The organism is Streptomyces sp. Pv4-95 (assembly GCF_045782725.1).
Classification (GTDB): Bacteria; Actinomycetota; Actinomycetes; order Streptomycetales; family Streptomycetaceae; genus Streptomyces.
The window spans coordinates 24,136-46,396 of the sequence record NZ_CP127172.1; the positions used below are offsets into that span (position 1 = coordinate 24,136).

Here is a 22,261-nt window from a genome sequence, read left to right on the forward strand (position 1 = left end):
GCTTCGTTCAGGAGGCGTGGCCCGGAGCGGCTGTCGTTTGGGCGGCGTATCGCAGCCCGTGGCCGAGGGCGTAGAGCGGATCGGGGCTCTCCTGCGGGACATCGGGGCGGCCTGCGGCCACCTCGGTCATGGACCGTGGAAGTGGGAAGGGCAGCGTGCCCTGTGGGGCGGCCCGGCCGAACAGGACGTCGAGCAGAGCCCGGTCGTCGGCGCCGTAGGCGGCGAGCAGGGCGGCGCAGCGCTCGGCGATTTCCGGGATGACGGCGGGCCGTTCGAGGTGGAGGGCGACGACGGTGGGCACCCTGTCGAGGAGGGCGAGGATCTGCTTGAGGCTGTGGTTGTCGAAGTCGAGCCGGCCGGCGTGGAAGAAGGATTCGAAGAGGCCCGGGCGAGGCTCGTACGGGGTGTTCAGGCGCAGCACCGCGAGGTCGGCCTCGGTCGGGTCGTCGACGAGGTCGGCGTACTCGGCGGCCACGGCCGGGTCGACGCCTTCCAGGTACAGCCGGGGACGTCCGGACAGCGGCAGTACGGTGGCGCGGTTTTCCAGCAGGGTCAGCGAGCGGCGCTGGGCCTTCTCGCCCGCGGCACGGAAGTCGGCGCGGCCGACGATGTCTTCGGCGGCGTCCGCGTCGACGTAGCGACGGTCGTCGAAGAGACCGAGGCGGAACTTCTCGGCCAGCAGGCGGGTGACGGACACGTCGAGCCGGGATTCCGTCAGCAGTCCGTCGCGGACCAGCGCGATGATCAGCTCGGGGCACGCCTCCCCGCCGATCTGGTCGGCGCCGGCGTGCAGCACCTTCAACGCCCGCTCGTCGGGCGTGAGGTGTTCCACGCCCCAGGCGCGGGCTGCGTGCATCTCGCCCATGATCGGGCCGTCGGTGAGCAGACCCCAGTCGGTGCAGACGATGCCGTCGAAGCCCAGTTTCTCGCGCAACAGCCCTGTGATGATGCTGTGGTTGAAGCCGAAGCCGACTTCTTCGTACTCGGTGCCGATCGGCATGCCGTAATACGGCATCACCTGGGTGGCTCCGGCTGCGAGGGCCGCCTTGAACGGCTTGAGGTGGTAGTCGAAGAAGCCGCCCGGGTAGACCTGTTCCCTGCCGTAGGGGAAGTGCGGGTCCTCGCCGTCCTTCTGCGGGCCGCCGCCGGGGAAGTGCTTGACCATCGCGGCGACGCTGTCGGGGCCGAGTTGCTCGCCCGGCCCCCGAAGGCCCTCGATGTACGCGGCGGCCATGCGGGAGGTCAAGTCGGCGTCCTCGCCGAAGGTGCCCGAGATGCGGGCCCAACGGGGTTCGGTGGCCAGGTCGATCTGCGGGTGCAGGGCGACGCGCAGGCCGACGGCCACGTACTCGCGGCGCACGGTGTCGCCGTACTGGCGCACCAGGTCGAGATCGTCGGTGGCCGCCAGACCCAGGGTTTCGGGCCACTGGGAGAAGGGGCCTGCCATCATGGCGGTGCCCGGGTTGTCGGTGAACGCGTGGCGCGGATCGGTGGACAGCGTGACCGGGATGCCGAGGCGGGTGGCTGCGGCCTGCTCCTGCAGGCGGTTGTGGAGTTCGGCCATCTGTCGCGGGGTGCCCGCGCCCAGCAGGTTGAAGTGGGACATGAGGTGGTCGGACATCATCTGCTCGGCGGTGAGGCCGACGGGTGCGGGATTCGCTCCGATGCCTATGGCGTGGTGGAACAGCAGCCCTGCCTTCTCTTCCAGCGTCATCCCGGGCAGCAGGTCGGCCACCCGTTCCGGGACGCTGCGGCTGGGGTCCTGGTAGAGATGCTTCACTGCTGCTCCTCGGTGGTGCGGTGAGGGGTGTGGAAGGTGTGGGTTCCCGGCCCGGCCCGGGTGGGCTCGTCGCCCGGCAGATCGATGGTGGCCTCGACGCCGGGTGGGACGGTGACGTTGACGGTGAGCCGTTCTTCCTGCAGGCGCCATGCCACCTCGGCCCGGCCGTACGGGGTGTCGTGCGTGGCCTTGGCCCAGGTGAGGCCACCGCCGGGGCGAGGCCTGACGAGCAGACGGCGGTAGCCGGGGGCGGCCGGCGCGAGACCCGCGACGGTGCGGTGCAGCCAGTCGGCGATCGCGCCGAGCGCGTAGTGGTTGAAGGAGGTCATCTCTCCGGGGTTGACGCTGCCGTCGGGGAGCAGGCTGTCCCAGCGCTCCCAGATCGTGGTGGCGCCCATATCCACCTGGTGGAGCCACGACGGGTAGGAGCGCTCCAGGAGCAGCCGGTACGCGGCATCGGTGTGGCCGGTGGCGGTGAGCGCGTCGCACACCAGAGGGGTGCCGAGAAAGCCGGTCCCGATCCGGTGGCCACGGTCGGCCACCAAGGCAGCCAGCCGCCTTCCGGCCTCGGCTCGCTCGGCGCCGTCCTGGAGCAGGTCGAAGCCGAGGGCGAGGGCGTAGGAGGTCTGGGTCTCTTCGGCCAGGCGACCGCCGCCGGTGTGGAAGCGGGCGCGGAAGGCTTGCTGCACGGCATCGGCGAGAGCGTGGTAGCGCGCGGCATCGTCCTTCTCCCCCAGTACCTCGGCGCTACGGGCCAGCAGGCGGGCCGAGCGTGCGAAGTAGGCGGTGGCAACGAGCTGGGAGGAGGTTTTCGCCCCGCCGGGGTCGGTGGGGGATGCGGTGGGGTCGAGCCAGTCACCGAACTGGAAGCCCTCGCCCCACACGCGTCCGGGGCCGGCGATCCGGTCGACGGCGTCCACCCAGGCGCGCATGGACGGGTACTGGGCGCGCAGCACCTGGGTACCGCCGTACCGCTCGTGCAGCACCCACGGGACGATGACGGCGGCGTCGCACCAGCCGGCCATCGCAGGATTGCCGGGAGGCATCGGGACGGGGACGTTCACCGGGATGGCGGGGCTGATCACTGGCGGGATGCCGTCCGGGTCGTCACTCTGGTCGGCGGCCAGGTCGCTCAGCCAGGAGCGCAGGAAGTGCTGGGTGTCGTAGAGGAACGTGGCGGTGGGGGCGAAGACCTGGATGTCGCCGCTCCAGCCGAGGCGTTCGTCGCGCTGGGGGCAGTCGGTGGGGACGTCCAGGAAGTTGCCCCGCATCCCCCACACCACGTTCTCGTGCAGTCGGTTCAGGGACGGGTCGGAAGACTCGAACCAGCCGGTCCGTCGAAGGTCGCTGTGCAGGACCACAGCGGTGACATCACCGGGGGCGAGTTCGCCGGGCCAGTTGTCGATTTCGGCGTAGCGAAAGCCGTGGAAGGTGAAACGGGGCTCCCACTGCTCACCGTCGGTGTCGCCCCGCAGGGTGTAGCGGTCGGTGGCCGCGGCGCCGCGCAGCGGACGTACGCACAGGTCGCCGTCCTCCAGAACCTCAGCGTGCCGCAGCGTCACAGTGCGACCCGCTTCGCCGCGGACGCGGATCCGGAGTCTGCCGACCAGGTTCTGTCCGAAGTCCACGAGGGTGCGGCCGGTGGGCGAGGTGGTGACGGCCACTGGAGGGAGGCACTCGATGCGCCGTACCGGAGGGCTGTCGGCCGGGAAGAGCGCCGAGGTGTCGAAGTCCAGTACGCGCACCGGCTGCCAGTGGATGGCGTCGAAGTCCGGTTCGCACCAGCCCGGCAGCTCCCGGCGGGCGTCGTAGTCCTCCCCCTCGTACAGGCCGGCAGCGGTGACCGGCCCGGCCGCGGCGCACCAGTCGGGGCCGGTCGTCACCATCTGGAGGCTGCCGTCGGTGTATTCGATCCGCAGCTCGGCGAGCAGCCCGGTGTGCGGTCCATAGATGTCGCGGTTGCCGCCGTTGAATCCGAGCAGGCCCCGGTACCAGCCGTCCGCGACGTAGGCGCCCCATGCGTTGGCGCCGGGCCGCAACAACGTGGTGACGTCGAAGGATTGGTAGCGGTGGCGGTGGTGGTAGCTGGTCCAACCCGGTGCCAGGACGTGATCCCCGACGACGGCGCCGTTGATGTGCATCTCGTACACCCCCAGGGCGGTGACCCGCAGTTCCGCCTGTCGCACCCGGCTGCTGATGGTGAACACGTCACGCAGCAGCGCAGCTGGGCGGCCCGCGGTACCGGGCGGCTCTTCGCGCGAGGCCGGGGTGATGACCTGTGCGGTCCAGGTGTGCGGCATGTCTGTCTTTCTCGGCACCGGCCGGCGAGGCTTCCGGGGAGCGGGGTTCACGCGGCGGGGGCGGCGTCGGTTTCCGCGGGATCCCGTAGGCGGGGAACGAACAGTGAGAGCGCCAGGGGCACGGCGGTGAGCAGCGCTCCGGTCCAGAAAATCCAGTCGTAGCCCGCGTCCTGGTAGAAGGCGGTGCCATTCCTGACAGTGCTGTGGCTCGCCAGAACGGCGAACGCCAGGGCGGTGAAGACAGAGCCGAAGAGGGTGATGAGCATGTTGAGCATGCCGCTGCCCAGACCTTGCTCGTCCTTCGACACCACGCCAACCACCAGCACCGGAGCGCCCGCAACGACAAGGCCGGAGCCGAGGTTGGCCAGACACGAAGTGAGGATGAGTTCCCTTTCATCAGCGTGGAAGAAACCCGCCAGGCCGTAGCCGAGCCCCATCAGGAGCAGCCCCGCCCACCACAGATAGCGGGCGTCGATCCCGCGCATCAGGCGGCTGGCGACGATGCCGGTAGCGAACATCACCAGGTTCCAGGTCACGCCGACGGCGGCGTTGTGCTGCGCGGTCCACCCGAGACCGGCGGAGATGCCAGGGATGTGCGGATACACGGCGAGCAGGATCACCAGGCTCGGCATGGTGTAGGCGATGGCTTGGGCGAGCCCGCCCGCGGTGAGGACCAGGGCGACCGGGCGGCGCCTGAGCACCGTGAAGTCGAGGATGGGGTGGGCGCTGGAGCGCTCCACGAAGACGAAGACGACCAGGGTCAAGAGACCGGCGGCGAGCCAGCCAAGGGTCTTGGCGTCGACCCATCCCCAGCTCTGTCCCTGGCCCAGGGCGTAGATGACCGCGGTCAGCCCCCCGCCGAGCACCAAGCCGCCGAGCCAGTCGAAGCCGGGCCGCTTGTCGCGCGGCGGGGTCGACGGCACCAGGCAGGCGATCAGGCCGAAGGAGAGGGCCGTGGCTGCGGTGATGAACCACATGACGCCCTGGTAACCCCAGCTGTCGACCAGCCAGCCGGCCAGGAAAGGGGCGCCGACGCCCACCAAGCCGACGCTGCTGCCCAGAATGGCGCTGGCCGGCTTCACCAGACGGGCCGGGAAGATGTCCCGCACGGCCGGGAATGACAGCGCTCCGAACGGCCCGTAACAGCCGGCGATCGCTCTCCCGATGAGCATCAGCCAGAAGCTGCCCGCGGTCGCGGCGATGATGTCGCCGACGGTCCCGATACCGGTGATCACCAGCATGAGCCGCTTCTTGCCGTACCGGTCACCCAGTTTCATCACGAAGGGCGTCAGAAGCGTGGTGACGAGGACGAAGGTCAGACCGAACCAGGCCACGTAAGTGGTGTGGAAGCTCTGCGCCACGCTGGAGGTCGCATACGCCCCCAGAATCCCGGAGGCGGCCAGCATCTGAGTCGGCCAGATCAGCGCCACGAGTACACCCACCAGACGCAGGGTCCACCTCGCGGTGCCGTCGGGCTGTGCTGCGTCGAGCGAGGGGCCGGCAGACGTCGATGTCATGGAGCCGCTCCTTTCGCGATCAGGGCGGTCGGGTTCGTGCGGGGAACGGCAGGCCACTACCGATGGCTCGTGTCTCGGTCACTGGCTCGAAACGGTCCCTCGCTTTCGGATGATGATGAAGCCAATACTTAGTAACCGCTAGGCATTGGCGATGTGACGCACGTCACAGCTGCGGGGTATCCGGCTCTCACCGTCCGAGTCGTTCCCAAGTGACCAGTGACCAGCGGTCACTGGTCACTGGTCATCGGAGATCGGAGATCGGAATGGGAGGGTCGGCTCGCCGGTCTTGCGTTCGTGCCGGATCGCCGTGGCCACGGCGCGCATGTGCTGGGCGACGCCGACGGCAGCGCCCTCGAAGGACCCCGCTCCGTGCTGCTCGACGTCCATGTCCGAGCGTTCGCCATCGGCCGCGGGCGCCCGCCCTCCATCGGTGTGGAATCGTCGCGCAGGCGAGCGTGAACGTCGTACGGGCCGGTGAGCAAGCAGGAGGCGAGCCAAGCATCGCCCCCGGTTCCGCCTCGATCACGACCGCGAACTCGGGTCCATACGGTGGGCTCTTGTCGGTGGGTCACAGATCCAGGACGAGGCGCGGGCAGGCGGCGCGCGAGACGCAGAGGAACATCGTGTCGTTGCATGCCTGTTCAGCGGGGGTGAGCAGGGAGTCGCGGTGGTCCACCACCCCGCCGAGGACCGGGGTCTCGCAGGTGCCACAGGTGCCCTCCCGGCACGAGGACAGGACCTGCACACCAGCCTCCTCGACACTCTGGAGGACGGTCTTGTCCGGCGGAACGGTCACCGTGATGCCGCTGCGGGAGAGTTCCACCTCGAACGAGGCCGAAGGGGCGTCGTCCACCCGCGCCTTCGGCGTGAACCGCTCGACGTGCAGCGTGCCCTCCGGCCAGGAAGCACACCGCCGTTCCACCGCGTTGAGCAGGGGCTCGGGACCGCAGCAGTAGACGAGGGTGCCGGCGGCGGGGCTGCCGAGCAGCCCGTCCAGGTCGAGGAGGCCGGACTCGTCCTGGGGGCACAGTTCCACCCGGTGGGGGTGATCCTTGATGAGCTGCCCGGCGAAGGCCATGGTGGCGCGGTTGCGCCCGCCGTACACCAGTCGCCAGTCGGCTCCCCGCTGGTCGGCGGCGGCGATCATCGGCAGGACCGGGGTGATGCCGATGCCGCCCGCGATGAACAGGTAGCGGGGGGAGTCGACCAGCAGGAAGTGGTTGCGGGGGCCGATCACCCGGACCGTGTCGCCCTCGGCCAGCGTGTCGTGCACGTACCGGGAGCCGCCCCGGCTCTCCGGCTCTCGCAGCACGGCCACTTGGAAGAGGGAGGTGTCACCCGGGTCGCCGCACAGTGAGTACTGCCGTACCAGGTCGGGGCCCAGCAGCAGGTCGATGTGGGCGCCCGGGCTCCACGGGGGCAGCCGATCGCCGGAGGGATGGACCAGGCTGAGACGGACGACGCCCTCGGCGAGGGGCTCCTTGCGCGCCAGGGTCAGGTCGAGTTCGACCTCGGGGCGTGGCAGGCTCGTGGTGGTCATGGTGACTCTCTTTCCGCACCGTGGGCAGCTTCAGGCGACGGCTGCCTTCGAGGCTGAGGGGCGGACGCGGGAGCGAACTCCGGGGCAGGGCCGGGGTGGTGATCCTCGGGATGGCCCAGCAGCCAGTCCCACAGCCCGACGGGGTCCTCGAACTCCCGCTGCGCGCCGCAGTGGCAGACGGCCAGCAGCCGGTCGGTACCGAGCACCCAGTGGATGCGGTAGACGTCCTCACCGGAGAGGACGGGTGGATGCTGCGGGATCATGGGGCCACCGCCCGGGCCTGCGACCCGGCCCCCTCCTGGGCCAGCCGAGCGAGAATGCGGCGGGCGGCGAGCCCGCCCGTGTCGATGTTGATACTCAGCTCCTGGTAGCCGGCCGGCTCGGTTTCCAGGGACTTCTGCAGCACGTTGAGGGCCACGACATCCTGCATGACCACCGTGTGGTTGTTGCCGCGCAGAAATTCGGTGACGTCCTGGTCATCGAGTGCGAAGTCGCGGGCCACGGCCCAGAAGTCGTACGTCGTCCTCTCCGTCGAAGGGGTGATGCCATAGACGACCTCGATGTGGAAGGCATGCGGGTCGCTGCCGTCCGGATTCGGCCCGGGTGCGCCGACGGGTGCGATGCGCGAGTGGAGCAGATAGAGACAGGGGGCGTGGTACTCGATGTCCTGCCAGCGGGTGATCCGACCCTCGATGCCTGTGGAGTTGGCGTAGAACGGAGGGCACTCCGCGTCGTCCATGTGGCGGCTGACGTGGACGATGCCGGCCTCGCCGTCGACCTCGGTGGTGATGGGCGTCTCGGCCACCTCGGGAGTGCCGATGTAGCCGCCGTGCAGGTAGGTCTCGTGCGACAGGTCCATGAGGTTGTCGACCAGCAGACCGTAGTCGCCATCGATCGGCTCCATGCCCGACACCACGGTGTAGTCGGGCGAGTCCATCCACGGAGCGCGGGGCGGCAGGGCATCCCCGGGCTCGCCGTCACCGACCCACACCCACACGAAGGAGTCCTGCTCGACCACCGGGTACGTCTTCAGGCGCGCCGTGCGCGGGATGCGCTGCTGGCCGGGAACGAAGACGCAGCCACCGTCGGCGCCGTAGGTGAAACCGTGGTAGCCGCAGACGACCCGATCGCCGTCCAGCCGGCTCGGCGCGTGCGACAGCGGAAAGCGTCGGTGCACACAGCGCTCGGACATGGCCACCGCCCGGCCGTCCTCCGTGCGGTACAGCAGGATCGGCTCGCCAAGTACGGTGCGTCCGAGCAACTCGCGCCCGACCTCTCGGCCGTAGGCGGCGACGTACCAGTGATCGCGTATGAAAGCAGTCATGATCGTTCCCTTCTGAGTGGGGCGTTCAGTGCGCGTGGCGCAGAGGCCGGGACCGCGACGGCGGCCGGCAGGGGCTCATCGGCCCCTCGCCACGGGAGGTGTGCAGAGAGCGTCGCGGGAGTCCCCCGGCGGACCGGGGCCTGGCGTCGACCAGTGCGGACCATCGTGGGGGCGGCGCCCCCGGGTCACCAGGGGGCTTTCCGGATGCCGGGAAACATCTGCGTAGTTGCGGCCGCGCCGCTGTGGCGGGACGGCATCAGGATCTGCGGCAGGGCAGGCACGGGCAGGGTACTGAGGCTCGTCGAGCCCGGGACGGCGCGGTTCAGACCTGCGGCGCGCTCATCGCGCGGGAGATCGCCCGGGCGCTCGTGCAGACGAGCCGGGCCAGCGCATGCGCGGAGGTGCTGCCATGGCGTACTACCAGCGACACCGAGGCGATCACCGCGCCGCCGCGGTGCACAGGGGCCGCGACCGACAGGGCGTCCATGGTGACCTGGCGGTCGCTGACCGCGTAGCCATGGGTCCGCGCCTCGGCCAGCATGCGCCGCAACGCACGCGGATCGGTGACCGTTCCTGGTGTGAACCGCTCGAGGGGGCCGGCCAGCGCCTGCTCCTGCACGTCGGCAGGGGCATGCGCCAGCAGCACCAGCCCGACACCGGTGACCGTGAGGGCGAACCGCCCGCCCACGCGCGTCAGTACCGGCACGGCACCGGACCCCGCGATGCGCTCGACGAAGACGACCTCTGTGCCCTCGCGCACCGCGAGCTGAACGTTCTCGCGGGTGATCTGGGAGAGGTCCTCCAGGAACGGCAGGGCCCGCTCGCGCAGGCCCTGTCCGCGCGGCGCGAGGGAGGCGACTTCCCACAGGCGCAGGCCGACGCGATAGCGCCCCTGGTCGCTGCGCTCCAGCGCTCCCCAGGCGGTGAGCTCGCCGAGCATCCGGTACACGGTCGACACCGGCAGGCCAGAGCGCCGCGAGAGTTCGCTCAACGTCATCTCCGGGCAGTTCGCGCTGAACGCGCCGAGGATCTGCAGCGCTCGGCCCAGTACGGGCCGCGAGCCCGGCTCGGAACTGCGGCGGCGGGCCATCGGGCCCGTTTCATCCGGCACGGGTGAAGGCTCGTCATCGGCATGACGCGCCGCACGTGCAAGCGAGTCGTCCAAAGCGCCCTCACCGGTTCCCGATTGCGCCTTTCGGCCGGCCGTCGCGCGGCCACCTGCGGCGGATTGACGTTGCGCTGTCAACGTGTCCCAAGCTGTGGCGTCAGTGTGCTAGAAGGTCGCAGCCACGTCGAGACGCCGGCACTTCTCCTGCTGATTGCCGTCCGCGTCCTCGACGAACAGCCGCTCCCCCGGTGCCGTCGGCCGACCACAGCACGTGCCGCTTGTGGACGGTCTGCCATGAGCCGAAACGATCGGGCAGCTTGCGCCACTGACAGCGGGTGCCGGGCCGATGAGGGATCCCGTTGATCACGTGCCGGTGAGCACGCCACCGGCCATAACCGTCGCTGCCCAGGGGCAGCGACGGCTCCATCACCACCCATTCGTCGTCGGTCACACCTCAGCCGAGCATGACCACAACAACCCATAACTGATCGACGAGACACCCTCCAGGCGGCAGGGGCTCGGTGGGACCGGCGACGGCACTCGGTACGGTTGTGCGCATGGGGACACCAAGGGGGCCGCGCGGCGGCTACGCAGCAGGGCTGGCCAGGCGTAACCAGATCCTTGAGGCCGCGCTGGTGCGCTTCGGGCGGGACGGTTACCGCAAGACCTCGCTGGCCGGCGTGGCCCGCGATGCCGGAATCACCGATGCCGGGCTGCTTCACCACTTCCGCGACAAACAGCAACTACTGCTGGCCGTGGTCCGGTACTGGCACGAGCAGCTCGACGAGAAGTGGGTCCGCGTGTCCGACTCGGTGCGGGACGCCTTCCGATGCCACCTCGACGACACCGCCGAGTCGCTGAACATGCCGGGGATGCTGGAACTCGCCGTCGTGGTGGGCGCCGAGGCCACCGCTCCCGACCACCCCGCGCACGACTTCTTCTCCCAATGGCAGGAGAAAGGCGTACGCGAACTCGCGGACCGTCTGCGCGCCGGCACCGAGGCGGGGGAACTCAAGGCGGGGCTGGACCACGAGAACATCGCCAGGGAGTGCGCAGCGCTCGACGCCGGGCTGCGGCTCCAGTGGCTGGCCGCCGGGCGCTCCTTCGACTTGATCGCCGTGATGCGCTCGCACCTGGACCGCCTCATGAGCAGCATCGCGGCTGACGGCAAGGGACTGTAACGCCCGCCCGAGCGTCCGGGCGGGGCTGGCTGGCTGGCTGGCTGGCTGGCTGGCTGGCTGGCTGCGCAAGCCTTCCGCATCACCCCTGCAGTAGATCTCGCAGTGGCCCTCCCGCCTGCCGAGTTCACCCGCTCCTTGCTGCCCAGCGCTGCGCACGGCCCGTTCGGCCCGCCGGTGCCGAGGTGACGAGCCGAAGCCGTTTCTCCACGTAGCGCCGCCGGGACCACCTCCTTCCGGGTGCGAGCTGTCCTCAGACCCTTTCGAGCAGCAGGGCCATGCCCTGGCCGCCGCCCACGCACAGGGTGGCGATGCCCAGCCGCCCGCCGGTCGTCTCCAGTCCGTTGAGCAGGGTGCCGATGAGCCGGAGCCCCGTCATGCCGAAGGGGTGCCCAAGGGCGAGGGCACCTCCGTACGGATTGAGCTGCTCGTCCAGGTCGATGCCGAGGGCTCGGCTGACGGCCAGGGCCTGTGAGGCGAATGCCTCGTTCAGCTCGACGATGTCCACCTCGTCGATGCGGAGCCCTGCCCGGTCGAGGAGACGGCGGACCGCATCGATCGGACCCACGCCCATCACCGCCGGATCGACGCCGCTCACCGCCGTACCGAGGATGCGCGCCCGTACGGGCAGCCCGCGACGCTCCGCGAGCTGTTCATCCACGAGTACGGCTGCTACGGCGCCGTCGTTGAGCGAGCAGGAGTTCCCGGCGGTCACCGCGCCGCCGGGCCGGAAGGCCGGTGGCAGCGCCGCCAGCTTGTCCCTGCCGGTATCCGGGCGTGGCCCGTCGTCGGCCGAGATCGGTCCTTGCGGGGTGTGCACCGGCAAGATCTCGCGGGCGAAGAATCCGGCCCTGGCGGCGGCCACCGCCCGGCGGTGGCTCTCCGCGGCGAAGGCGTCCATGTCCTCGCGGGACACGGCCCACCGCTCGGCCACGTTCTCTGCGGTGATGCCCATCGGTACGTAGACATCGGTGATCCGGCCCCCGGAGGACAGCTCAGGGTGCTTGTCCTCCTCCTGGAGGGTGCGCCCCACCTGGCTGACGGACTCGACTCCGGAGACCAGGTATGCCTGGGCCTCGCCGCACCGGATCGCGTGGGTGGCGATGCGGGCAGCCTGCAGGCTGGATGCGCAGAAGCGGGTCACGGTCGTGCCGGGGAGCGCCGGACTCAGGCCGGCGAGCAGACTCGCCCGTCTGGCCAGGTTGGAGCCCTGGCGCCCCTCGGGGTAACCCGTGCCGAGCACATGGTCGTCCAGCAGGTCCGGCGCAAGGCCGGAATCCGCCACAGCTCGGCCGATGACACCGGCCACCAGGTCGTCGGGGCGCATGTCGCGGAGCGATCCTCTGGCGGCGCGTCCGATAGGGGTGCGGAGGAGAGAGGCGATCACAACGGAGCGCACGGCGAGCTCCTTTCATCCTGTCGGGAGGCGGACGTCAGCCTCTGGGGTTCTTCCGTAGCCCGCGCAGTCGTTCGGCGGTGCCGGGCAGGGCGAGCGACCAGAGCTGCTCCCGCGTTTCCTCGTCCACCACCTGGTCGTGCCCCCGCCCGTCGTCAGCGCGCCGCAGCGACCCTTTGGTGCGGCGGACGAGCTCCGGGTCGGCAGCTCCTGCCTTGGAGGCGAGAGCATGGGCGACGGGAAGCAGGTCCGGGTCGGGGACGCACCGATAGGCCAGTCCGGCGGTGGTTGCCGCAGCGCCGTCCAGGCGTTCGCCGAAGAGCACCATGGCGGCGGCCACCTGGGGTCCGACTAGCCGATGCAGCATCCAGGTGTGGCCGCCGCCGGGGTGCAGACCTAGCTTGAGAAAGCGGGTATCGAACCACGCAGATTCGGCGGCCACCCGCACATCGCATGCCAGCGCGAGATTGAGGCCGGCACCGACTGCCGGGCCGTTGACAGCGGCGATGGTCGGCAGGGGCGAACGGGCCACACGGAGAAAGGACTCGTAGACGGCCTCCACTCCCGAGGTATCGCCCTCGGATGCCGCCAGGAGGTCGGTGAGATCGGCTCCGGCGCAGAAGGCCGTTCCCGCCCCGGTGAGGACGACCGAGGTGATGGCCGGGTCTGCTTCCAACTCGTCAAATGCGGAGAGGAGTTCGCGGACGAGTGCGCCGGACAGGATGTTGCGGCGGTCCGAGTCGTCGAGCGTGAGAGTGGCGGTGCCGCGCTCGCGCTCCCTTCGTAGCAGGGCGCTCATGAATTGCCTCCCGGGGTGGCGGATGGTGAGCCGTCGGCGAACCGTGCGACCAGGTCCTTCTTGGATACCTTGCCCACGTGCGACAGGGGCAGGCTCGGCATGATCTCCAGCCTCTCGGGCAGCTTGAACTTGGCGATCTCGTGCTGCGACAGGAACTCGGTCAGCTCTTCCAGGGTGGGTGGCGCCACTCCTTCGCGCGGGACCACGCAGGCGCACATGCGCTCTCCCAGTACGGGGTCGCTCACTGGAACGCAGGCCACGTTGACGATCGCCGGGTGACCGATGAGCAGGTTCTCGATCTCCTCGGCGCTGATCTTCTCTCCGCCGCGGTTGATGAGGTCCTTGCGTCTGCCGGCGACGACGTAGTTGCCTGAGGAGTGTCGCCGCATCAGATCCCCCGATAGATAGAAGCCGTCCGGGGTGAACGCGCGGGCGTTGTGTTCGGGGGCGCGGAAGTAGCCGCGCAGCGTGTAGGGGCCGCGCGCGGCCAGCTCCCCCACTTCGCCGTCGGGCACCTCCTGTCCTGCCTCGTCCAGCAGCAGCACTTCGTCGTCCGGGCACACGGGGCGGCCGACGGTCTCCATGCGCACCTCTTCGGGGTCGTCGAGCCGTACGAAGGTCAGCAGCCCTTCGGCCATGCCGAAGTTCTCCTGGATACGGCAGCCCGGCAGCATGCTCTGGGCAAGCGCGCGAGTTCCGGGCTGGAGGCGCTGCCCGCCGCTCTGGATCACGCGGACCGACGACAGGTCGTACGCGCTGATCAGCGGGTCGTTCAGCCACTTGATCAGCAGCGCGGGCACCACGTGGATGTGGGTCACACGGTGCTTCTCTATCAGCGGGAACACCTCGGCGCCGAGCGTGCTGGCGTGCAGCACCGTGCGCGCCCCGGCGAAGAGGAAGCCGTGCAGGCCAGGGCATGCCAGCGGCAGATTGTGCGAGATCGGCAGGACGTTGAGCAGGCAGTCGTCCGGCCGGATGTCACACACCGACATGGCGTTCTTGGTGTTGAAGACATAGTCGTTGTGCAGGCGCGGAATGAGCTTCGGGATGCCGGTGGTGCCGCCGGAGAGCTGGAAGAGCGCCGGGTCCATGGGATCGATCTCGACGGCCGCCAGGTCAACTCCGGCGTCCCCACGCACATCGCCGGCCAGGACGGTGCTCAGCGCCGTGGCGTCCTCACCCGGGTCGCCTGCGACGATGTGAAGGCGCAGCGAGGGCACCGTGGCGCGCACCCGGGCGACGATCTCGCGGTGATCGGCGTCCTTGGACCTGTCCTGAGTGATCGCGGCGACGGCGTCCGACAGCCGCGCGAACTGTTCGAGTTCCCGGTAGCGGTGTGCCGGTAGAGCCATGACGGGGATGACGCCGATCTTCTGCAGCGCGAGGTGGGTCACGGCGAAGTCGGCGGTATTGGGCAGTTGCAGCACCACCCGGTCCAGCGGGCGCAGACCCAGTGCCCAGAAGCCCTGGGCCGCTCGCGCGGCGCGCTTCTCCAGTTCGCCATACGTCATGTCGGCGCCGTCGTGGTGCAGGGCCACGCGATCGGCGTACTTGGCGCATACCTGCGCGAACACGTCACGCAGGGTGCGGTCCTCCCAGTAGCCCTTCGTGCGGTAGCGCTCGACGTACTCGGGTGGGAAGGGAACGATTCCGTCCAAGGTCACGGTGTCCTCCTACACTCAGGTGGTCGCGGTGAAGCCGCCGTCGATGACGACGATCTCGCCGGTCACGAAGGGGTTGGAGTCGATTAGGGAAAGGATGCTGCGGGCGACGTCCTCGGGTGTGACGCACCGCCGCATCGGGGTGTGCCGGCCCCGTCGCTCCATCAGCCGTTCGTAGTTGTCGCCGAGCTGGTCCTCCATCCACTCCCCCACCATCCAGCCGGGCGCGACGGCGTTGACCCGGATACCGTCCGGGCCCAGGCGCCCGGCGAGGGTCTTGGTCAGATTCACCACCGCCGCCTTGGAAGCGGCGTACGGGAACGGCTGCGGCCCGGGTCGCAGGCCCACAATGCTGGCGAGGTTCACCACGGCGGTGCGGCCCGGCCGCTTAGCGGCGGCTTCCTGGAGCAACGGCACGCAGGCGCGGGTCACCTGGAAGAGGCCGCGCACATTGACCGCGAACACCCGGTCCCACTCGGCCATGTCGAGCCCGTCCAGGTCGGCGGGCGGGGTACGGGCCGTGGTGCCCGCGTTGTTGACCAGCACATCCAGGCGGCCGAACCGGTGGTGGATCTCCTCCACCATGCCGAGCACCGCCGTCTCCTCGGCCACGTCGGCGCGGCAGACCAGGGCCGCGGCCCCGGCCTTCTCGGCAAGGGCGGCGGTCTCCTTGGCCGCCTCGACACTGGAGGCGTAGTTCACCACCACGTCGTACCCGGCCGCCGCCAGCGCCAGAACGGCCGCCCGCCCGATTCCGCGCGCGGAACCCGTCACCAGTGCCACCGGCTTGTCATCAGTCATGATCATCCCTCTCGCTTGGATAGGACCTACTTGGATAAGGCCTTGCGACCTACAGGCCGAGCAGCCGTTCCGCGTTGCCGTGGAACACCTGGTCCATGACGGCCTCCGTGTAGCCGAGTTCCTCCCACTCACGCAGCAGCCGCTCGAACGGCAGGCTCGGGTGGTCGGTACCGAACATGACCTTGTCCCGTAGCCGGGCGCGGATGTCGGTGCGTAGCTGCGGCGGGAAGTGCTTCGGCGCCCAGCCCGACATCTCCCAGTAGACGTTGCCCTTGTGCAGGGCTACCGCGGTCATCTCCTCGATCCAGGGCCAGCCCGGATGTGCGGCGATGATCGTCAGGTCCGGGAAGTCGGCGGCCAGTTCGTCAACCGCCCGGGGGTGAGCATGGCGGATGCGGGCGCCCATGCCGCCGGGCATGCCCGCCCCCATCCCCGTCGTTCCCACGTCGATCATCACCGGCACGCCCAGGGCGGTGATCGCCTCGAACAGGGGGTAGAGCTGCCGGTCGTCCACCGAGAAGTGCCCCATGATCGGGTGAAAGTGGAAGCCGAGCACCCCGTGTTCGCGCACCGCCGTCTCGGCGTCGGCGATGGCTCGTTCCCCGCGTAGCGGGTCGACGGCTCCCCAGGCGCCGAGGAAGGTGCCCGGGTGCCGGTCACGCAGGGCAGCGACATAGTCGTTGCCGCAGGGCGGGGCACCGGTGACGGTCTCGATGTCAAAAGCCACCAGTACGGCTTCGATGCCGTGCTTGTCCAGGTCGGCTACCACCTCCTCCTCGGCGCGGGGTTCCCAGGGCTTGTTCCAGTACTCCGCAAGCGCCGCCGGGAAGGGCTCCTGAGAGGCGATCCACTCGGCGGTCCCTGGATAGCAGTGCAGGTCGATCCGTCTCATCGGTGCTCCTTCTGCTGGCTGTGGCGGGAGTCGGGCGCTCCCTTTCGCTTTTCCGTGCAGCCCTCTGTACAGCTGGGTTCGACCCGCTTCAGTGTGTACTACCTACTGAGGTAGTTACTAGCCCTTTCAGTGGGGCGATTGTTCGTGGGAGGCGAAATGACCGAGGCGCGGCAACGATGCGAGGGCAGCGGCACGCGAGGGGGCGAACTCCTTGCCAGATGGGAACGGTTGCCGTTCACCAGCGCCCACCGGAGGGCCTTTCAGATCCTGGGGACGGGGACGTTCTTCGACTCCTTCGACACCGTGGCGCTGGCGGTGACACTCACCGCTGTCACCTCGACGATGGACATCGGCCTCGGCGACGCCGGCATGCTCATCAGCGCCGGCTACGTCGGTCAGATCGCGGGCGCCCTCGGCCTCGGCTGGGCGAGCGAGCGCTACGGCCGGCGTCCGGTGTTCCTCGCCGCCATGGCCCTGTTCGGGCTGGCCGCCCTCCTGGCGGCGGTCGCTTGGAGCGGCCTGAGCCTGGGCCTCTTCCGGCTGATGCAAGGCATCGGCCTCGGGGCCGAAGTGCCGGTGGCCGCCGCGCTGTTCAACGAGCTCGTACGGGGACGCGCCCGCGGCCGCTCGGTGATGCTGTACGAAACCAGCTTCACCCTGGGCAACATGGCGGCGTCCCTCGTCGCGGCGACCCTGTTCGGTCTGCTGCACGACGAAGCCACCTGGCGCACGATGCTCGCCCTCGGAGCGATCCCGCTGCTCGTCGCCCTCTGGGCGCGGCGTCGGCTGGTGGAGTCCCCGCGATTCCTCACGTCCCGGGGCCGGATCGCGGAGGCGGAGACGCTGGTAGCCGCCATGGAGGCGGAGAGCCTGCGCAAGGGACACCGCCTGGAGCCCCCTGAGGCTCCGCTCGCGCCGGACACCCGGGCCACGCGAATGTCGGAGATCTTCTCCCCGCAGTACCTCAGGCGCACCGTGATGATCTGGACCGTCTGGTTCACCACCTACTTCACCCTCTGGGGCTTCACCACCTGGCTGCCGAGCCTGCTGGTCAAGCAGGGCGGCATGCACCCTGCGACTGCATCCCTGACCAGCGCGGGACTTCAGGCCGTCAACGTGGCGCTGGTGGTGACCATCGCCCTCACCGTGGACCGCCTCGGGCGCCGGTTCTGGATCACACTCGGCTACCTGGTCTCCGCACTGGGCGCCGCGACAGGCGCGGTGGTCACCTGGTCCGGGCAGACCCAGTCCGCGGTCGGCCTGACCGCCCTCGCCGTTCCCGTCCTGCTGGGCGTGAACGCCGTCGCGCCGATCGCCTTCATGTATACCGGCGAGCTGTACCCGACCCGGATGCGGGCGTGGGGAACCATGGCCGCCAGCAGCTTCCGCAACGTGGGGGCCGTCCTGGCCCCCACAGTGATCGGCCGGGTTCTCGACGGCGACGGCGGGATGGGGTCCTTGTATCTCCTGTTCCTCACCACCCTGGTGGTGGGTCTGGTGGTCTTCTGGACGCTCGGACCCGAGACCGCCCGGCGGAAACTGGAGACCCTGGCCTCCTAGTGGCCGATACACTCACTCTTACGGTAGTGACCCTGCGAAGGCTGGCTGACGGGAGTTCGGAACCATGAGTACGGCTGACGAGACCGCAGCCCGGCTGGTGGAGCTCGGCTTCTCGCAGTACGACGCACGGGCGTACGTGGGGCTGCTCGGCAAGGAGCCCCTGACGGGATACGCACTGTCCAATGTGACCGGCATCCCGCAGCCCAAGGTGTACGAGACCCTCCGACGGCTCACCTCGCGCGGCGCCGTGGTCAAGGTCGGCGATTCCCCGGCCCGATTCGCCGCCGTAGCGGCAGACCAGCTGCTCGGCCACCTCGAGACCGACTTCCGAAGGCGGGTCTCGGACGCCCGCTACGAGCTCAACCGCTTCGTCGCCGAGGACCGGACAGAGCAGGTCCGGCCACTGCGGTCCACGAACGACCGCGCCGCCGCGGTCGCGCGGGCCCGCGCGATCCTCGCCGCCGCCGAGCGGCATGTCTACCTCTCGGGCCGCACGGAAGAATTGGAAGCACTCGGCGGTGAGGCGGCCGCCGCGGCCGAACGTGGCGTCACCTTCGACATGCTCTGCTTCGGCACCCCGCCCTTCGAGCTGCCCGGCCGTACGCTCCGCCACGCCAGTACGGAAGGCGTCGTCTACCGCCACCACCAGGCCCGGCACCTGGCCGTCGTGGCGGACGGCGCGGCAGCGCTGTGGGCACTGGCACCCGGCGGCAAGGACTGGGACTGCGTGTGGGTGACCGACCCGCTATTCGCCGCGCTGGTCAAGGGATATGTCCGCCACGACATGTACGTCCAGCAGATCTACACCGACCTCAGCGAATCGCTGAACGAGCTGTACGGCCCCGGACTGGCTGGGCTGACCGGCATCAGCGAAGACCGATCCGCCACGCCCGACAAGCCCGCAGCCCGGGCCAGGAAGAAAACTCCGGGTCGGACCGCATAAGGCCGGTGAGACGGTCGGCCGATCGTGCGGGGTCAGCCGGCGGAGATGTCCGGTAGGGCGGCTCCCCTCCAGTCGGCGCTGGGCCTTATCGTGCGCGACGAAGGGGGACGGCAACCAGGCCGGACGTGTGGCCTCACCACCCCAGGTCGTGCACGGCGGCCGGTTGCACGCGAAGAAGAAGCCGGCACGAGGCAAGACATTCAAGAGCTAACTCAAGAACAACTCGTCTCAAGGACACGGCGGATTGCACACGCTGGGCCTGTTGTCCAAAGCGAGGCCGCCGTGGCCGCAGTATCCGGTTCCGAGGGCGTTGCGTAGGAACGCCGTGGCTTGGTCGATGCCTCCGCGAGCGGCTTTGGACTGACTCAGCGAGTTGAGCATCATGAAGTCGTGGACCGTGCCGTCGTAGCGCACCGTGGTTACCGGAACGTCGGCTGCTCGGAGCTTGGCGGCGTAGTCCTCGCCCTCGTCGCGCAACACGTCGGCCTCGTCGACGATAAGCAGGGCGGGCGGCAGGCCGGAGCGTTGCTCGGTGGTGACGTGGTTGGGAGAAGCGGTGATCTCCGCGCGTTGGTTCGGGTCGGTCGTGTAGGCGTCCCAGAACCATTCCATCAGCTTGCGGCTCAGGCAGTAACCGGTGGCGAATTGGTCGTAGGAACCGGTGTTCATGGCCGCATCCGTGACCGGGTAGTACATCGACTGCTGTATGAACTCGACGTCACCGCGCTCCTTGGCCATGAGGGCGAGTGCGGCGGTCATGTTCCCTCCGACCGATTCCCCGGCCACCACCATGCGCTGTGCATCCAGCCCCTTGGACGCCCCCTCGCGGACAATCCACTGCGCGGTGGCGTAGCCCTGCTCGATGGCCACGGGGTATTGCGCCTCGGGCGACGGCATGTACTCCACGAAGACCACTGCGGCACGGGCGCCGACCGCCAACTCGCGTACCAGCGATCACTTTCGCCCTCTTCGCCCTCCAGCAGCGCCGCACAGCCGCCGCGGGCCGCGGCAGATCGGCCGGCACTTCACCGCCGGTGACGCAGGACTGGGCAACCTGCCCCTCGCGGTGGGAACCGCGATAGGCGGCGCCATCAGCGGCGCGTTCCTCGCCGACAGGATCGGCCGCAAGGTGCTCCAGATCGGACCGCAGGTCCAGCTGGCCGACGCCGCCGTGCTGTGGTTCGAGCTCGGCGGCCTCGACGCCGCCTCGTTCTCCATCTGGGACATCGCTCCCGGCGTGGCGGCGGCGGGCATCGGCGCCGGCATGGTGATCGCCGCCCTGTTCAGCTTCATCCTGGCCGCGGTCGACGACGACGAGATCGGATCCGCCTCCGGTGTCCTGTCGGCGGTCCAGGCGATCGGCAGCTCCCTCGGCGTCGCGGTCTTCGGCTCGGTGTTCTTCGCCCAGGCCAAGACCGGTGACTTCACCGGCGGCTTCCACCCGGACAAGTCCCGCGCCGGTCTGTCGCCCGGTACGAGAAAAGACGAGGAAGCCGAAAGGGAGCGTCATGACACACCGGAGAGTCTCGACTCTGGACACCTTTGCCCTGAGCCGTGCGCTCAACCGTCGGATTCAGTGCAACCGGGTTGCTCACAAGTCGACGTCAAAGTCTCGATCGTCCATCCCGCCGCCACAGTCGCTCGCCCTGACTACGGCGCCTTGCTTAGGAACGCAACGCGCAGCCAGCACCGCGACTTTGGCACCTGCGACAACAGTCGCCTGACTCGTTTGGCCTGCAACGTGACGACAACTGCCCGCCTGCTGGCACCTGGCAGCCAGTTGGTCCCGAAAGGGATCCGGCGGTCGCTCTTTCGACCGGATGCCAGGCTGTTGTGCGGGATTCATCGCCGATCGGACTGCGGATGGGACGCTACTGGCTGTCAGCCTCAGACGTCGACTTCCCTATCGGAGGTGGACGAGCGCTGGTTCAGCATCATCGAGAGCTTGTGAGGTGCGCGGACTGCTTGGCCGACGGGGCGGAGGGGCTGTCCCGGGATGGGACGGAGTTGCCAGCGGGCTGCGACTGTGGCGAGGGCGAGCGTGGCCTGGGTTTGGACGAATGTGTCGGCAATGCATTTGCGCGGTCCAGCTCCGAAGGGCACGAACGTGCCTGGCGCGGGCTTGTCGACGGCGTTCCATCGTTCCGGGGCGAAGCGGTCGGGGGCCGGGTAGGCATCCGGACGTCGGTGGAGTTGGTAGGGGCTGAAGACGAGGGTGGTGCCGGCCGGTAGTGGGTGTCCGCCGAGTTCCGTATCGGTGGCGGTGGTCCGGGTGAGCAGCAGAGAGTCCGGTGGGTACAGGCGCAGGGTTTCGGTGACGATGCGGCCGGTCAGATCGAGGGAGTCCAGGTCGGTGAGCTGGGCGGGACGGCCTCCGAGTACGGCGTCGACCTCGTCGTGCAGTCGTGTCCGGATGTCGGGGTGGGTGCCGATCAGGTACCAAGCCCAACTCAGTGTGATGGCGATGCTTTGCACACCGGCGAGGAGGAAGGTGACGACCTGGTCGTGGACTTCGGTGTCGCTCAGGAACACCCCGTCCGCGTCGGGGGCCATCAGCAGGGACATCAGGTTGTCGTGATCGGCTCCCGTGGAGCGGAGGCCGGAGATCAGGGCATTGGTGAGGTGGCGCACGTGGAGGCGGGCCCGCTGGTATCGGCGGTTGCCCGGTGTCGGAAGACGGTGGAGCAGGGGCATCGGCCATGTCATTCGTCGGGTGATGCCGTCGACGATGGCGTCGATGCTCGACTGCAATGCGGGGATGCCGGAGGTGTCGGTACTGGGGTCGAATAGGCACCGGACCACGACCGCCGTGCTGAGCCGGTGCATGGCGTCGGGCACGTGCAGGGTCTGGCCGTTCTGCCAGGGCGCCGTGAGTGCTGCGACTTCCTCGGCCATCACCTGGGTGTGGCCGGGCATCCGGTCTCGGTGGAAGGCGGGCTGGACCAGTCGGCGCTGTCGCCGGTGCGCCGAGGCGGGGCACGTCCCCACGCCATTTCCCGCGATCTCCCGCAGTTTGTCGTAGAAGGGGCCGCCTTTGTCGAAGGTGCGGTCTGCGAGCAGGAGTTGGTGGACCAGTGTGGGGTGGCAGACCACGTACGCCCGGAGTGGGCCCAACCTGATGCGTACGAGATCACCGTGGCCGGCGAGCGACGTCAGGAAGTCGAGTGGCTTGAGAGCGAACCATGGCGCGTGGCCGAGCAGGGGCAGCGCTCTCGGGAGGGCCGTCATCCTGTAGGAGGGCGGCGGGACTTTCGCCGTTTCCGGCGCGGCGCCGCATCGAGCGGCCGCGCGGTCGGTATCGCTTCGCATGCGGCTGGCTTTTCGCTTGGGCACGGGCAGCGACGGCGTCGTGTGCTGGGTCGGATTGTGCTCGACGGCGGTGACCGTGGCGGGTGTGCGTGAGGTCTGTGCGCCTGGCCAACGCGGTGGCGTCGGGCATGTCACGCTCCGCGGCCTGATGTC

At 69.3% G+C, this 22,261-nt stretch carries 18 protein-coding genes and 2 pseudogenes; 5 read left to right on the forward strand and 15 right to left on the reverse strand.

Annotated features, from left to right (window positions below):
- Positions 1 to 7: 7 nt before the first annotated feature.
- Genes QOM21_RS00110 through QOM21_RS00120 form a run of 3 tightly spaced genes read right to left on the reverse strand, consistent with a single transcriptional unit; the run spans position 8 to position 5,597 of the window.
- A complete protein-coding gene (locus QOM21_RS00110; RefSeq protein ID WP_407547424.1) occupies positions 8 to 1,780 on the reverse strand; it encodes a glycoside hydrolase family 3 protein in 1,773 nt (590 codons plus the stop codon).
- The gene (locus QOM21_RS00115) at positions 1,777 to 4,080 is read right to left on the reverse strand and encodes a family 78 glycoside hydrolase catalytic domain (protein WP_407547425.1); all 2,304 of its coding nucleotides are present in this window, start codon (positions 4,078 to 4,080) and stop codon (positions 1,777 to 1,779) included. The genes QOM21_RS00110 and QOM21_RS00115 overlap by 4 nt, the downstream gene beginning before the upstream one ends.
- Before the next feature lie 47 nt (positions 4,081 to 4,127).
- Positions 4,128 to 5,597: an MFS transporter gene (locus QOM21_RS00120; RefSeq protein WP_407547426.1), complete on the reverse strand. Its 1,470-nt coding sequence runs from the start codon at positions 5,595 to 5,597 to the stop codon at positions 4,128 to 4,130.
- A gap of 294 nt (positions 5,598 to 5,891) precedes the next feature.
- Between QOM21_RS00120 and QOM21_RS00125 the strand changes: the two genes are divergently transcribed.
- The gene (locus QOM21_RS00125; RefSeq protein WP_407547427.1) at positions 5,892 to 6,056 is read left to right on the forward strand and encodes a hypothetical protein; all 165 of its coding nucleotides are present in this window, start codon (positions 5,892 to 5,894) and stop codon (positions 6,054 to 6,056) included.
- Between the two features lie 109 nt (positions 6,057 to 6,165).
- Here QOM21_RS00125 and QOM21_RS00130 read toward each other — a convergent pair whose 3' ends face one another.
- The 5 genes from QOM21_RS00130 to QOM21_RS00150 form a co-directional block, all read right to left on the reverse strand.
- Entirely contained in the window at positions 6,166 to 7,137 is a 972-nt protein-coding gene (locus QOM21_RS00130) for a PDR/VanB family oxidoreductase (protein WP_407547428.1), read from the reverse strand.
- Positions 7,134 to 7,400 carry a hypothetical protein gene (locus QOM21_RS00135; RefSeq protein WP_407547429.1) on the reverse strand — a complete coding sequence of 89 codons (267 nt, stop codon included), beginning with the start codon at positions 7,398 to 7,400 and terminating at the stop codon, positions 7,134 to 7,136. Before QOM21_RS00135 ends, QOM21_RS00130 begins: the two co-directional genes overlap by 4 nt.
- Positions 7,397 to 8,461: a Rieske 2Fe-2S domain-containing protein gene (locus tag QOM21_RS00140; protein WP_407547430.1), complete on the reverse strand. Its 1,065-nt coding sequence runs from the start codon at positions 8,459 to 8,461 to the stop codon at positions 7,397 to 7,399. The genes QOM21_RS00135 and QOM21_RS00140 overlap by 4 nt, the downstream gene beginning before the upstream one ends.
- A gap of 322 nt (positions 8,462 to 8,783) precedes the next feature.
- The gene (locus tag QOM21_RS00145; protein ID WP_407547431.1) at positions 8,784 to 9,572 is read right to left on the reverse strand and encodes an IclR family transcriptional regulator; all 789 of its coding nucleotides are present in this window, start codon (positions 9,570 to 9,572) and stop codon (positions 8,784 to 8,786) included.
- Between the two features lie 154 nt (positions 9,573 to 9,726).
- Entirely contained in the window at positions 9,727 to 10,020 is a 294-nt protein-coding gene (locus QOM21_RS00150; protein WP_407547432.1) for a transposase, read from the reverse strand.
- A 106-nt stretch (positions 10,021 to 10,126) separates the two neighbouring features.
- On the opposite strand from QOM21_RS00150, the gene QOM21_RS00155 reads away from it, so the two are divergent.
- Positions 10,127 to 10,750, forward strand: a complete 624-nt coding sequence (locus QOM21_RS00155) for a TetR/AcrR family transcriptional regulator (protein ID WP_407547433.1) — start codon at positions 10,127 to 10,129, stop codon at positions 10,748 to 10,750.
- Between the two features lie 250 nt (positions 10,751 to 11,000).
- Here the strand turns inward: QOM21_RS00155 and QOM21_RS00160 are convergent, their stop codons facing one another.
- From QOM21_RS00160 to QOM21_RS00180, 5 genes are read right to left on the reverse strand one after another with little or no spacing between them, the layout of a single operon-like run.
- A complete protein-coding gene (locus QOM21_RS00160; protein ID WP_407547434.1) occupies positions 11,001 to 12,146 on the reverse strand; it encodes a thiolase family protein in 1,146 nt (381 codons plus the stop codon).
- A 34-nt stretch (positions 12,147 to 12,180) separates the two neighbouring features.
- Positions 12,181 to 12,942, reverse strand: coding sequence for an enoyl-CoA hydratase (locus QOM21_RS00165; protein WP_407547435.1), 762 nt, complete (start codon positions 12,940 to 12,942; stop codon positions 12,181 to 12,183).
- On the reverse strand, positions 12,939 to 14,606 hold the full coding sequence (locus tag QOM21_RS00170; RefSeq protein WP_407547436.1) for a (2,3-dihydroxybenzoyl)adenylate synthase: 1,668 nt from the start codon (positions 14,604 to 14,606) through the stop codon (positions 12,939 to 12,941). The genes QOM21_RS00165 and QOM21_RS00170 overlap by 4 nt, the downstream gene beginning before the upstream one ends.
- 15 nt (positions 14,607 to 14,621) lie before the next feature.
- Positions 14,622 to 15,404 (reverse strand): SDR family NAD(P)-dependent oxidoreductase, encoded by a 783-nt coding sequence (locus QOM21_RS00175; protein WP_407547437.1) that lies wholly within the window; start codon positions 15,402 to 15,404, stop codon positions 14,622 to 14,624.
- Between the two features lie 49 nt (positions 15,405 to 15,453).
- Positions 15,454 to 16,296 carry an amidohydrolase family protein gene (locus tag QOM21_RS00180; RefSeq protein ID WP_407547438.1) on the reverse strand — a complete coding sequence of 281 codons (843 nt, stop codon included), beginning with the start codon at positions 16,294 to 16,296 and terminating at the stop codon, positions 15,454 to 15,456.
- A gap of 156 nt (positions 16,297 to 16,452) precedes the next feature.
- On the opposite strand from QOM21_RS00180, the gene QOM21_RS00185 reads away from it, so the two are divergent.
- Positions 16,453 to 17,856: an MFS transporter gene (locus QOM21_RS00185; RefSeq protein WP_407547439.1), complete on the forward strand. Its 1,404-nt coding sequence runs from the start codon at positions 16,453 to 16,455 to the stop codon at positions 17,854 to 17,856.
- Between the two features lie 64 nt (positions 17,857 to 17,920).
- Complete coding sequence (locus QOM21_RS00190) at positions 17,921 to 18,799, forward strand: TrmB family transcriptional regulator (protein ID WP_407547440.1); 879 nt, start codon at positions 17,921 to 17,923, stop codon at positions 18,797 to 18,799.
- 228 nt (positions 18,800 to 19,027) lie between these two features.
- Here QOM21_RS00190 and QOM21_RS00195 read toward each other — a convergent pair.
- Positions 19,028 to 19,750: pseudogene (locus QOM21_RS00195) on the reverse strand (alpha/beta hydrolase); the annotation flags it as partial.
- 8 nt (positions 19,751 to 19,758) lie between these two features.
- Between QOM21_RS00195 and QOM21_RS00200 the strand changes: the two are divergent.
- Positions 19,759 to 20,240 (forward strand): annotated as a pseudogene (locus tag QOM21_RS00200) (MFS transporter); the annotation flags it as partial.
- A gap of 446 nt (positions 20,241 to 20,686) precedes the next feature.
- Here QOM21_RS00200 and QOM21_RS00205 read toward each other — a convergent pair.
- Positions 20,687 to 22,027, reverse strand: a complete 1,341-nt coding sequence (locus QOM21_RS00205; protein WP_407547441.1) for a cytochrome P450 — start codon at positions 22,025 to 22,027, stop codon at positions 20,687 to 20,689.
- Between the last annotated feature and the right edge of the window lie 234 nt (positions 22,028 to 22,261).